11 protein-coding genes are annotated in these 11927 nt (G+C 66.5%); 6 read left to right on the plus strand and 5 right to left on the minus strand.

Features of this window, described 5'->3' with window-relative positions; all coding sequences use genetic code 11:
• Positions 1 to 167: 167 nt before the first annotated feature.
• Positions 168 to 896 (minus strand): alpha/beta hydrolase, encoded by a 729-nt coding sequence (locus ACQP2D_RS13135; RefSeq protein ID WP_433683982.1) that lies wholly within the window; start codon positions 894 to 896, stop codon positions 168 to 170.
• A gap of 150 nt (positions 897 to 1046) precedes the next feature.
• On the opposite strand from ACQP2D_RS13135, the gene ACQP2D_RS13140 reads away from it, so the two are divergent.
• The gene (locus ACQP2D_RS13140) at positions 1047 to 1436 is read left to right on the plus strand and encodes a winged helix-turn-helix transcriptional regulator (protein WP_433683983.1); all 390 of its coding nucleotides are present in this window, start codon (positions 1047 to 1049) and stop codon (positions 1434 to 1436) included.
• A 207-nt stretch (positions 1437 to 1643) separates the two neighbouring features.
• On the opposite strand, the gene ACQP2D_RS13145 is transcribed toward ACQP2D_RS13140, so the two are convergent.
• The 4 genes from ACQP2D_RS13145 to ACQP2D_RS13160 form a co-directional block, all read right to left on the minus strand.
• Complete coding sequence (locus tag ACQP2D_RS13145; RefSeq protein WP_433683984.1) at positions 1644 to 2048, minus strand: hypothetical protein; 405 nt, start codon at positions 2046 to 2048, stop codon at positions 1644 to 1646.
• A gap of 429 nt (positions 2049 to 2477) precedes the next feature.
• Positions 2478 to 2939, minus strand: a complete 462-nt coding sequence (locus ACQP2D_RS13150; RefSeq protein WP_433683985.1) for a PPOX class F420-dependent oxidoreductase — start codon at positions 2937 to 2939, stop codon at positions 2478 to 2480.
• Positions 2940 to 3020: 81 nt separating this feature from the next.
• A complete protein-coding gene (locus ACQP2D_RS13155) occupies positions 3021 to 4475 on the minus strand; it encodes an FAD-dependent oxidoreductase (RefSeq protein WP_433683986.1) in 1455 nt (484 codons plus the stop codon).
• Between the two features lie 1508 nt (positions 4476 to 5983).
• The gene (locus tag ACQP2D_RS13160; RefSeq protein WP_433683987.1) at positions 5984 to 6979 is read right to left on the minus strand and encodes a YeiH family protein; all 996 of its coding nucleotides are present in this window, start codon (positions 6977 to 6979) and stop codon (positions 5984 to 5986) included.
• A gap of 118 nt (positions 6980 to 7097) precedes the next feature.
• Between ACQP2D_RS13160 and ACQP2D_RS13165 the strand changes: the two genes are divergently transcribed.
• From ACQP2D_RS13165 to ACQP2D_RS13185, 5 genes are all read left to right on the plus strand, one after another.
• Complete coding sequence (locus ACQP2D_RS13165; RefSeq protein ID WP_433683988.1) at positions 7098 to 8027, plus strand: LysR family transcriptional regulator; 930 nt, start codon at positions 7098 to 7100, stop codon at positions 8025 to 8027.
• 122 nt (positions 8028 to 8149) lie between these two features.
• Entirely contained in the window at positions 8150 to 9004 is an 855-nt protein-coding gene (locus ACQP2D_RS13170) for a GntR family transcriptional regulator (protein WP_433683989.1), read from the plus strand.
• 12 nt (positions 9005 to 9016) lie between these two features.
• On the plus strand, positions 9017 to 10780 hold the full coding sequence (locus tag ACQP2D_RS13175) for a fumarate reductase/succinate dehydrogenase flavoprotein subunit (RefSeq protein WP_433685632.1): 1764 nt from the start codon (positions 9017 to 9019) through the stop codon (positions 10778 to 10780).
• Positions 10777 to 11682: a HEAT repeat domain-containing protein gene (locus ACQP2D_RS13180; RefSeq protein WP_433683990.1), complete on the plus strand. Its 906-nt coding sequence runs from the start codon at positions 10777 to 10779 to the stop codon at positions 11680 to 11682. Before ACQP2D_RS13175 ends, ACQP2D_RS13180 begins: the two co-directional genes overlap by 4 nt.
• Complete coding sequence (locus ACQP2D_RS13185) at positions 11682 to 11909, plus strand: 4Fe-4S dicluster domain-containing protein (protein ID WP_040687474.1); 228 nt, start codon at positions 11682 to 11684, stop codon at positions 11907 to 11909. The genes ACQP2D_RS13180 and ACQP2D_RS13185 overlap by 1 nt, the downstream gene beginning before the upstream one ends.
• The last annotated feature ends 18 nt before the right edge of the window (positions 11910 to 11927 follow it).

Raw genomic sequence — 11927 nt, forward strand, 5'->3', positions numbered from 1 at the left:
GCATCGGCACAATCGGCACGGGGAGTGTCGGTACGACTACCGTTCGGGGGCTGGTCAGGCCGTACACACTTACCCTCGCGCGCTGGCGATAGCTGGAATGAGTGAGCGCTCCTGCCGATGACCGGAGTCCAGCCCCACCCATCGGCCAGCTCGTTGACGACCAGTTGCTAACGGCCGAGCTTCAGCAGCAGTGCGCTGAGTTCGGCTGGCATGGTGATCATGCAGTCGTGGCCGGTCGGCAACTCCCATACCTGCGCGGCGGAACCGTTGGGCTGTATCGCGGGAACGGCTCGCCGGGTGATGCCCGCGGGAGTGGCACCGACGCAGTGGATGTGCGTGCGAGGAATCGCGTTCAGGGCCGGATTGTCCAAGCGGACCGGTTGCTGCAGGCAACGTACCGGCTGATCCGAGAGCATCGTGCGCAGCCAGGCGATGTCCGCCGGGTCGGTGACCCCGAAAAGGCCGAAAGGCGCTGGCTGCTCGAGCATCGGGGGAATGCGCCAGCCGCTTCCCGACTGTGTGGCGAGGTCGATCAGGCGCTGGCTGACGGGCTGAATGTCGACCGCGGTCTCGCCGTCCTCCGGGACCATAGCGTCGAGGTACACCAGGCGCGCGATGCGCTCCGGAATCTCGTTGGCCGCCGAGGAGATGACCAATCCCGCGTAGCTGTGCCCCACGAGGACCACGTTTGTGAGGTCCTTGTCTTTGATCAGCTCGATGACGTCGGCGACGTGGGTGTCGAGCCCGACGTCGGGGCCGAGAAGATGCGCCTTGTCGCCGTAGCCGGTCAGCGATGGCGCGAGCACCTGATGCCCGGCCGATCTCAGCAGCGGCACCACTCGCTGCCAGCAGTGGCCACTGTGCCAGGCGCCGTGGACCAGTAGAAATATCGACATGATCGTCCTTCTCGACGTGCGGTAGTGCACCGACCTCAGTAGTTACTTTTCACACCTCGGTACACTTTGGGAACCACGATCAGTGTGGTGCGCTCGACATGGATCGGGCAATAAGGCACATTTCGGTGCCCCGGTTCCCGGGAGGTAACCATGACTGCCACAGAGGGCAGGCCGCCGCAGAGCCACGACGATGCGTGTCGGACACGAGAAGTGCTCGACATCGTCGGGGACAAGTGGTCACTGCTGGTCGTGCGACACCTCAGCCAGGGGCCACGCCGGTTCAGCGAACTCAAGCGCGATATCGAAGGCATAAGCCAGCGCATGCTCACCGTCACCCTGCGCGCCCTCGAACGCGACGGCATCCTGACCCGGACCGTGCGCACCGTCATGCCACCCCACGTCAGCTACGAACTCACCCCGATGGGCACGAGTCTGCGCGCAGCGGCCCTACCCCTGCTGGAGTGGAGCACTACGCACCTGGCGCACATCGACGCCGCCCGCGCCGAATACGACACACGCGCCGACGCCACGTCCACCTAGTGCGGAGCCAGCCCCCGCCCGTCTTGCCGACTGTGCTGACCGACAGCGTGTCCACGTCGCCGACCGCCGTCCGTAATGCCGCCTATCGCGCGTTTCTCAACGGCTACGCGCACGCACCCTGAGGTTCGACGTTCGGTGGCCGAGTCGCGGGAGCCACAGAGGACCCCGCGACCAACCACCAACTGCGCTGCGCCGACCCCGCACCCGTCAGGCGGCGTCGAGGGCCGCGGTGACCTTGCGGGCCATCACCGCCACGGCGGGGCTGGGCTCGCCCTTGCGGGACTGGGCGGCGGCTTCGACGGCGACCAGGACGGTGCCGCGGAAGTTGTCGGCCTCCTCCGGATACTGCTTGCCGAGCAGGCTCATGGCCGCGGTCAGGGCAGGCAGCACCTGGTCGGCGAGTTCGGCGACCGACTTGCCCGGCAAGTGAATGTCTTTGGACTTGGCGGCCAGCACGTGCCCGACCAGTCCGGTCGCCGAGGTCAGGGCGATGGAGCCGTGCGTAATGCCCTTGTGCGGTGCACCGGCGGCGGCCAACAGCGACACCGCACCGTAGGCGGCGGTGCGCAGGGTGCTCTTGTCCTGATCGGTCAGCGTGATGGTGATCGACATGTCGTGTACTCCTCGAAATCGGTTGTGGCACCGACTGGAACCGTGTCGGTGCCGGTCGTTTTGTTCGATGGACACACTGTCGCCGGGCCGACTGACACCGACCTGACACACACCTGACACCTGTTCTGACACCGCGATCGACCGCCAACACCCCAGCTGACCCGCCGACGATCACACCGCCCGAGACTGCTGCGGCTCGGATCATCGAGTCCAGATGACCGCCGACGGCGAGACCACCACCAGAGTGCGATGTCGGCCGACTCACGGCTACACGATCAATCGCGGCCCCAGTGACTCTGTTGGGTTCGGCAAACGATTCCGTTCGGCCTTCGCGCGGCTTTCCTGGGCTTGCGGGTACCGACCATACCGGCCCACCCGCTCACTGCAGGTGATGTGGGGAGAACGAAGGCCAGGCAGTGCTCGACCGTCTCAGTCCGCGAGTTCGGGCGGGAAGCCGCCCGTCGCAACAGGTCCCCAGCGTTCGATAGCTATGCGCAACAGCGACTTGTTCTGCCGTGCCATGGCCTCGCGGTACTCGGCCCAGTCCGGATGTTCGCCGGCGATGGCGCGAAAGTACTCGACGAGACCGTCGAGGGCCTCCGGCATGTCCAGGACCTCGGCGCGGCCATCGACCTGCACATAGGGGCCGTTCCAGTCGTCGGACAGCACGCAGATCGACACGCGCGGGTCGCGTCGCGCGTTGCCGACCTTGGCGCGGGTCGGGTAGGTCGACACCACGGTGCGGCCTTCGGGATCAATCCCGCAGGTTACCGGCGACAATTGCGGGCGGCTGTCGCCGCGGTTCGTGACCAGGACGCCGCGGTGGCGAGTACGCAGGAATTCCAGCAGTTCGGCTCGTTCGACCCGGTCGGCGGTGGCAATACGTGGCACGGTCGGGCTCCTGTCGTGGCGATGCCAGGGACAAATGCAGAATGGTTCCCCTCGACACGTCGGCGAGCGAAACCCGCTGCGTCAAAGGGCACTGGGTCGGATTGCCGGACTGCCGAACCAACGGCCGGCGGCCCGCTCGAACGCTTCGCGATCAGGGTCGCGATCACCTGCCCAGGCGACGATGCCGTCAGGTCGGATCAGCACGGCACCCGATCCGAGGGTGTTTCTCACCGACCCGGCCGAATACTGGATCCGGTTCTCCCAGCCCATCGCTGAATCGCGCAGGCGTCGGTTGGTGCTGAAATCGAGCGCGACGCCCCGTCCGTCTTGCGTCAGGTCGCCGAGGCGAGTGCCGTCCGCGAATCGAAGTTCCGGGGCGCTATGGCCGACCAGCGGGTGCTCGCTGCCGAGGTCGTAGCGGATCGACGATCCCGAGATCTTCTGGAACCCGTAGGTCGTTCCGTCACGGGTCCCGAGCAGGTCCCGGACCACTCCTCGGATCGCCTGGGAATGCGGGTCCGGCCGCATTACCGCCACCTGGGCGCGCGACCAGTCGAGCACCCGGGCACCGATCGGATGGCGCTCGCGGGTGTAGGTGTCGAGCAGCCCCTCCGGCGCGTACCCGTGCACGGTCGCCGCGAGCTTCCATCCCAGGTTCATGGCGTCGCCGATGCCGAGATTGAGTCCCTGCCCGCCAAGGGGAGAGTGGATGTGGGCGGCGTCGCCGGCTAGCAGGATGCGCCCTCGCCGGTAGGTGGTCGTCTGCATCGCCCGATCGGTGAAACTCGAGGCGAGACGGACATCGCTCAGAGTGACGCCGGTGCCCGAGACCCGGCGCAGCACCGCTTGGAGATGGTCGCGAGTCAGCTGCTGCGTGCGATCGAACGCGCCGCCGTCGAAGTCCATCATGCCGATGTGCCCCTCCGCGCGCATCCGGAGGTACGCGCCCGTTGGCGTCAGGTTGATCATCTCGGGGCTCAGCGTCTCCGGATCGGCGATGGCGGCGAGCAGGACGTAGCCGGTGAACTGTGGTTCGGTGCCGACGAACTCGAAACCCGCGAGCCTGCGCACCGCGCTGCGTCCACCGTCGCAGCCCACGACCCAGCGCGCCGCGTACTCATGCTCGCCGGCCTGCACGACCACGCTGTCATCGTCGTGCGCGATGGCGGAGACCGCGGCGCCGCGCCGTATCTCCACGCCGAGCTCGGCCGCCCGCTCGGACAGCACCGACTCGACTGCGTCGAGGTTCGTCATCACGCCGTCCATTGCCGGGCTGGGCAGCCGGAACGGCAGTGCGGCAACGTCGACCTCGGCCGGATCGAGCGCTATCCCGGCGAAGTGGCCCACGCTCCGCGGGGGCGACGGCTCGTCCGCATCGAGATTCGCGTCGGGATCGTCGTGGACGCCCGAAGCCTTCAACAGCGGATGCAGCATCCCGCGCCGGTAGAACGCCTCGACCGACGTGGCGGACAGACCCCGCGTCCCGAGCGGGTCCGCCCGCCACGGGGACCCGGGCTCCGGCTCCCGCTCGAGCACCAGGACAGCACAGCCCGCGAGACCGAGCTCGCAGGCAAGGAAGAGACAAACGGGCCGGCGCCCACGATCACCACGTCGAATTCGTCCATGAATCAATGCTTTTCGAGAACTCTTGCACCACCCTGGTGCGATGCTTGCGGCGCGCTTGCACGGTCACCCGGAGATGGTGAGAATTACTGCGCGTCACCGTTGGACCACCATGAGGTGAACATCAGTGCCGACGGCGACTTCACTCTGATCGAAATCCCAGCATAGCCAGAAGAAATCGCTGCTCATTCCGCTCTACGGTCGGGCTGTCGAAACCGGCAAGCGGAGACCGATCCTGCGTGATCCCAAGGCCGCGGAGATGGTCGAGGCCATCGACTACGACTTCGCCGGGTTCGACGGCGGGCGCGGCCTGTGATGGCGACGCCGGCGCGGTGAAGCCATGTAAGTGCATGGAATGCATTGTCGGGCTGTGTGTTTGCGCTCGATGCTCCGACGTCCGCGGTTATTGCGGCCGTGCCGCAGCTTCTTGGATGAGGTACAGCAGGGCGCGAGCAGCGGCCGGCGTGAGGTCGGGGGGATCTTTCGGAACGATGACTCCGAGTTCTGTTGAGCTCGCGTTGTCGTGCGATAGGTGTTACCCGCCATCCTGCATAACCGCAGGTAGAGCGGCTGACGTGACGTACTGTCTGTGTCCGGAGGGGGAACTGACCCATATCCCCAACCTGGTGTATGTCGCTGACCTGCAACTTACTTGACGCCGATAGCGCTGTTGGCGCGCGACCGGATTGGCCGCCCCGGTGTGAGCAGCTCGCGTTCAGGGATCGCCCCTCAGTATTACGTTGTGTGGTTCGGCAGTGCTGCCGCGAACGACTCACTTCACCCCTGCGGACATCGATTACGCCGTTTGTGCCGGACCCTAGTCGGCGTTCGAACGCGCGATGCGCGAGGGAAACGAGCGAATCCGCCGACGTCGAGGACATATCTCTTGTTGCCGCTCAGGGGCTTTCTCGAGACTAGGGGAGGTCAGCACCGTGAGTACCGCGACGGTCACATTGGGGATCACCGGCACCATCATCGCCCTGCTCTAATCGGCGCACCCGGCGTCCCCGGCGTCCGCGTGCCCGCTACCGGGAGCTGCTCGATGGGCTCCCCGGCGTGGCTACTAATCTGAGCAGCAGGGTGAAGGCAGATCGTTCATGACGGTCGGGGGTTGGGATCGACGGACTGCTGTTTCAGGTGCAGGCGACCTGTTCGGGCCTGGATGTCAGCCGCACGATGCTGGACAAGCCGCCCAATGTTGCGGCTCCGTGCGTCGATGACGACCCCCAGCCCGGCTTGCCGATTCCTCTGGATACTCATCGCTGGCACGTCTGCCAGCGACGCACCGGGCTCGGCGAACAAGCCGCGAGAACTCGCCGACAACCGTCTCGGCCGACAGTCACCACCCGGTGACCGAGCCGGGACGCACGAAGCGGCGGTTTCCTCGGTGCGGAGACCGTGTGAAAGGTTGACGGGCCGGATCAACGCCAGCCGGTGGCGGTCAGGAGTGCGAGACTGCTGACCGCCAGTATTACGGCGAGGGTGCCGCCGAACAGTAGTGGTCGCGCACCGGCGGTGCGGAGCTGTCGCCAGGTGAGGGATGTGCCGATTGCGGCGAGGACGGCGGCGATGAGCCAGGCGCTGAGCTGCCCGAGTGGTGCGGTCCAGGAGCGGGGCACGATGCCGAGGCCGGAGATGATCGATGCGGCCAGGAACAGCACCACGAAGAGCGGGAAGCTCTGCCGGAGTGGGGTTTTCGCGTTGCGCGCGTTGCGTCGGGTGAGATGTAGGCCTAAGCACATCGGGACGATCATCAGGCTGCGGACGAGTTTGACGATGACCGCGAAATGCGCTGCCGCGGATCCGAATATCACGCCTGCTGCCAATACCGACGAGGTGTCGTTGATGGCGGTACCCGCCCAGAGACCGAATGCCTCTTGGGACAATCCGAGCAACCGCCCGAGGGGTGGATACATGAGTACGGCAACGATATTGAAGACGAAGATCGTGCCGAGCGCGTATGCGACCCGCTCTTTGTCCGGTTTGATGACCGCGGTGGCGGCGGCGATCGCGGACGCGCCGCAGATAGTCGTCCCGACTGCGACCAGTGTCGCCGAATCACGATCCAGCGCAAGCATTCTGCCGACGATGAGTGCGGCGACCGCTCCGATGATCAGTGTGCCGATCAGCACTGTGGCGGTCTGCCGTCCCACGGTGAGCACCGACCCGACGGGCAACCCGAGACCGAGCAGCACGATCGCGATGCCGAGCAATCGTTGACGTACCAGGGCGAGACCGGGCGCGAACATCCCGGTCTCCATCGCCGATCGACGTCCGAAGGCGCCGATCACGGCTCCGCCGAACAAGGCGATGATCGGCGCGCCCACCATCGGTAACACCCGGCCCGACCCCATGGCGGCACCGGCGACCGCGGCGGCGAGCAGGATCCCGGGAAGATTTCGGCGTAACCAGGTCATATTTCTCACGATCACGCCCTGGCTGCTCTGCCGGTAGGCCACGATCCGGAAGCAGCTCATCAGCGGTGCTGATGGGTCTGGACATGCCGCGACCCGATGATCCGCTCATAATCGGGCAATGACCTTGCCGCCGGGAACGCCCGATCTGGACGTGCTCGATCTGCTGGTCTCCGTTGCGGAGCTGGGCAGTCTCGGGGCGGCCGCACGACGCCACGGCATCACCCAACCTGCCGCGAGTATGCGGATCAGCGCGCTGGAGCGCCGCGCGCGAGTGCGATTACTCGACCGCGGTCCGACCGGTTCGGTACTGACCGACGCGGGCCGGGTGGTCGTCGGCCACGCCCTGCCGGTGCTCGCTGCCGCCCGGTCTCTGGTCGCGGGTATGGCCGCGTTGCAAGCCATCGATGTTCCGCGGCTGCGCGTCGCGGCTTCGAAGACGATCGCCGATCATCGGATTCCGCAGTGGCTCAATGCGTTGCGTGCCACCTGTCCGGACGTGCAGGTGGCGCTGGAGGTGGAGAACACTCGGCAGGTCGTGGCACTGGTCCGCGACGGCGAGGCGGACCTCGGTTTCGTGGAGGGGCCGCATCCGCCGCCCGGTCTCGGCAATCGGGTGCTCGGGGTGGATGACTTGGTGGTGGTCGTCGCGCCGGAACATCCGTGGGCGCTCCGCCGCGAACCGGTGACCCTGCGTGAACTCGCCGGCACGGCGCTGCTGTGGCGTGAACAGGGATCGGGGACCAGGGAGACCGTCTGGGAGATGCTCAGCACGGCGGCTCAGCCGGCGACGCCGGCGGCGGAACTCGGCTCCGCGGTGGCGATCACCGCGGCCGCGTGCAGTGGTGTCGCGCCCGCGGTGCTGAGCCGGTTGATCGCCGCATCCGCTTTGTCTACCGGTGCGCTCGTGGAGATCAAGCTGGCGCCCCCGGTGATCTTGACCCGCAAGTTCCGCGCCATCTGGCGCCGCCGGACTCCGCCCGCGGGTCCGGCCGAGATTCTGGTCGAATATGCGGTGCGGATGGGATCGGTCACCTCGACCGGCTGGTGATACAACGCGATCGGCCAGCATTGGCGCAGGTGAAAGGCTTGCGTCGCGGATGCTAACTGGCGTAACCATCCGGTAATCGCGGGGAGCATCGCGCGTAATCATCCGTTTCCAGCATTTGCGGCATGACAGGCAGAACGTACTCGGGACATCAGACCCAGGCGGGCATCCCGGATCGGCGCATCGCCGACGGTGGTTCGCCGGTCGCGCGTTACAGCGCTGGTAGGCGTTCGGCACCGGCGCGCCGCATCAGCGACATTCTGCGGGCGCGCATCCGCAGCGGCGTCTACGGCAATCGTCCGTTACCCGCGGAGGCGCAATTGGCCGCCGACTTCGCCACCAGCCGCAATATCGTGCGCGACGCATTGGCGTTGCTGCGCGATGAGGGTTTGGTCGACCGAGTTCCCGGCGCGGGCACCTTCGTCGTCTCGGATAAGGCGGTGCAAGGGCTGGACCGGTTGCGCGGCCTGGCCGAGACGTTCGAAACCGGCAGCGATCGCGTCGTCAACCGGGTACTGCTCGCCGAGGTCGTGCCCGCGACGCCGATCGTGGCCGAGCGGCTCGAGCTCGAACCGGCGACGCCGGTGGTGGCGCTGGAGCGGATCCGCTACCTCGACGGCGCCCCACTATCCCTGGACGCCTCTTACCTGACCGCCGATGTCGGTGCGCCGCTGCTGAACCTGGACCTGACCGGATGTGACGTATTCGGTTTGCTGGAGGCCGAACTCGGTCTGCCGCTCGGCTCCGCGGCGGTCTCCATCGAAGCTGTTGCGGCCGATCCGACCGTCGCCGAGCTCCTCGAGGTCCGGCCCGGCTCGCCGCTGCTGTTCCTGGAACGGCTCACCTACACCGATTCCGGTCGGCCCATCGACCTCGAATACGTCCGCTATCGCGGTGACCGCTTCTCGCTGTCGGGCCGACTGCACCGCATCCCGGTCACACCGAATCGCGGTGTGACCGAACCGAACGAAAGGGGTTGATCTCCGATGTCCATGGATATCCCACCTGTCGCGCAGCGCCGGCAGTTGAGCTGCGACGTCCTCGTTGTCGGCGGCGGCACCGCAGGCACGATGGCCGCCCTCACCGCGGCCGAACAGGGCGCGAATGTCCTGCTCCTGGAGAAGGCGCATGTGCGGCACTCCGGCGCGCTGGCCATGGGGATGGACGGCGTGAACAACGCGGTGGTCCCCGGCAAGGCCAGCCCCGAGGACTACGTCGCCGACATCACCGTCGCGAACGACGGAATTGTCAACCAGCGCACCGTCTATCAGACCGCCACGCGGGGATTCGAGATGGTGCAGCGGCTGGAGAGCTATGGAGTCAAGTTCGAGAAGGACGAGCACGGTGAATACGCCGTGCGCAAGGTACACCGCTCTGGCAGTTATGTGCTGCCGATGCCAGAGGGGCGCGATGTGAAGAAGGTGCTCTACCGCACCCTGCGCGCCCGCGACGTGCGCGCCAAGGTGACGATCAGCAATCGGGTGATGCCGGTTCGGGTGCTCACGGTCGGCGGGCGCGCGGTCGGTGCGGTCGGATTCGATACGCGCACTGGCGAATTCGTCACGATCTCGGCGGGTTCCGTTATCCTCGCCACCGGTGCCTGCGGCAGGCTCGGCCTGCCCGCGAGCGGCTATTTGTACGGCACCTACGAGAATCCGACCAATGCCGGCGACGGCTACGCGATGGCCTATCACGCGGGTGCGGAACTGTCCGGTATCGAATGCTTCCAGATCAATCCGCTGATCAAGGATTACAACGGCCCGGCCTGCGCGTACGTCGCGAATCCCTTCGGCGGCTATCAGGTCAATGCCGAAGGCAACCGTTTCGTGGATTGCGACTACTGGTCCGGGCAGATGATGTCCGAGGTCAAGCGCGAACTCGACAGTGCGCGCGGGCCCATCTATCTGAAGCTCAGCCATCTGCCGGATGCCACGATCCAGCAGATCGAGGGGATCCTGCACACCACCGAGCGCCCGACTCGAGGCACCTTCCACGCCGGGCGCGGCACCGACTATCGAACCAGCGATATCGAGATGCACATTTCCGAGATCGGTTTGTGCAGTGGACATTCCGCTTCCGGGGTCTGGGTGGACGAGCATGCCGCGACCACGGTACCCGGGCTGTACGCGGCGGGGGATATGGCGCTGGTCCCGCACAACTACATGATCGGGGCCTTCGTCTACGGCGATATCGCGGGTCAGAGTGCGAGCGAATACGCCAGGGGCGCGGTGCGTCCGGAGTTGCCCGAAGATCAGATCGAAGCGGCGCACGCGCTCATCTACCGGCCGCTGAGCAATCCGGACGGGCCGCCGCAACAGCAAGTCGAATACAAGCTCCGCCGCTTCGTGAACGACTATCTGCAACCGCCCAAGGCGCAGTCGTATCTGAGCCTCGGCCTGGAGTCGTTCGAGCGCATGCATGGCGATATCGCGCAGATGGGCGCGCACACACCGCACGAGTTGATGCGCTGTGCGGAGGTGACTTTCATCCGCGATTGCGCCGAGATGGCCGCGCGTGCCTCGCTGCGGCGCACCGAAAGCCGATGGGGTCTCTACCATCAGCGCGCCGACTGGCCGCAGCGCGATGACGCCGAATGGTTCTGCCATCTCAACTTGTTCCGTGGTGAGTCCGGCGCGATGGAGTTCACCACCCGGCCCGTCGCACCGTACATCGTGCCGGTGCCGGGTTTCGTCCGCCCGGATGGTATCGCCGATGTCGCCGCTCCGGTGCTGGTCGGCGCGTGGGGTGGCAGATGAGTACGCGACTGTTGCGGCTGATGGATATGGCCGAGGAGTGGCCCGAACTCGAAGAGCTGCAACCCTTTCTCACCGACCCGGATCCGGAGGTCAGGCGTACCGCGCTCTCGGTGCTCAGTGAGACCACCGAGGAGTGGGAGCATGCCTCGCCGTTGATCGCGGCCGGGTTGTCCGATTCCGACGTGACCGTGCGTCACGCCGCCATCGGCTTGTTGACCGAACTGCTCGAGGTACTCGTTCCCGGCGCGGAGTTCGATGCGGTACTACGCGATTGCGTATTCGCGGCCGAACCCGCGGTGCGGTCGGCGGCGATCGAGGCGCTGTGGCGGCACCGTCGCAGCGACGCGGCCGAACTGTTCGGGTGGTTCGCCGATCCGAATGCCGAGGTGCGCCGGACCGTCGTCGGCGGACTGACCTCGGTGGATGCATTGCGTGAACTCGACGCGGCCGCGGCAGACCCGTCCCAGCTGGTCCGCATCGCAGTCGCCAAAGGTATAGCGGCAGTGGGAGATCCACGAGGCGCCGCCACCCTGATCGGGTTGGCCCGCGATACCGATCCATTGGTCCGCGCCGCCGCGCTGACCGGATTGGCGCAAACCGGCTGCGGTGACGAGGCGGCGGCCATCGCCGCCGCGGGCATCGGCGATCCGGCCTGGCAGGTCCGGCAGGGCGCGGCGATCGCACTCGCCGTCGCCGATCCGGAAATCGCCGCACCGCACCTGATCTCGGTGGTTACCGACGACAACCTCGATGTCCGCAAGGCCGCGGTGCGCGCGCTCGCCGAGCGGATCGCCCAACGGCCCGAGGTCGCCACTGCCCTCCGCTCGGCCATGGAAGACCCGGACGCCGATGTCCGCGCCTTCGCCCGCATCGGCATTGCCAACTCTGGAAAGGAAATCTGATGGCCCAGGTCAACACTCGAATCGACGTGCCCGTCACCGTCGATGAAGTCAAATGTATCGACGGCTGCACGCTGTGCGTCGATATGTGCCCGCTGGATTCACTCGCGATCCACCCCGACACCGGCAAGGCGTACATGCACGTTGACGAATGCTGGTACTGCGGCCCGTGCGCGGCGCGCTGCCCGGTCGGGGCCGTGACCGTCAACATCCCCTATTTGCTGCGCTGACCGCAGGCGAAGGACATC

The sequence above is a fragment of the Nocardia sp. CA-119907 genome (assembly GCF_050955995.1).
Taxonomy (GTDB): domain Bacteria; phylum Actinomycetota; class Actinomycetes; order Mycobacteriales; family Mycobacteriaceae; genus Nocardia.

Excerpts from the sequence above, each read along its gene's own strand:
- ACQP2D_RS13135 (WP_433683982.1), bottom strand. The coding sequence starts at position 896 with ATGTCGATATTTCTACTGGTCCACGGCGCCTGGCACAGTGGCCACTGC.
- ACQP2D_RS13140 (WP_433683983.1), top strand. The coding sequence starts at position 1,047 with ATGACTGCCACAGAGGGCAGGCCGCCGCAGAGCCACGACGATGCGTGT.
- ACQP2D_RS13145 (WP_433683984.1), bottom strand. The coding sequence starts at position 2,048 with ATGTCGATCACCATCACGCTGACCGATCAGGACAAGAGCACCCTGCGC.
- ACQP2D_RS13160 (WP_433683987.1), bottom strand. The coding sequence starts at position 6,979 with ATGACCTGGTTACGCCGAAATCTTCCCGGGATCCTGCTCGCCGCCGCG.
- ACQP2D_RS13165 (WP_433683988.1), top strand. The coding sequence starts at position 7,098 with ATGACCTTGCCGCCGGGAACGCCCGATCTGGACGTGCTCGATCTGCTG.
- ACQP2D_RS13170 (WP_433683989.1), top strand. The coding sequence starts at position 8,150 with ATGACAGGCAGAACGTACTCGGGACATCAGACCCAGGCGGGCATCCCG.
- ACQP2D_RS13175 (WP_433685632.1), top strand. The coding sequence starts at position 9,017 with ATGGATATCCCACCTGTCGCGCAGCGCCGGCAGTTGAGCTGCGACGTC.
- ACQP2D_RS13180 (WP_433683990.1), top strand. The coding sequence starts at position 10,777 with ATGAGTACGCGACTGTTGCGGCTGATGGATATGGCCGAGGAGTGGCCC.
- ACQP2D_RS13185 (WP_040687474.1), top strand. The coding sequence starts at position 11,682 with ATGGCCCAGGTCAACACTCGAATCGACGTGCCCGTCACCGTCGATGAA.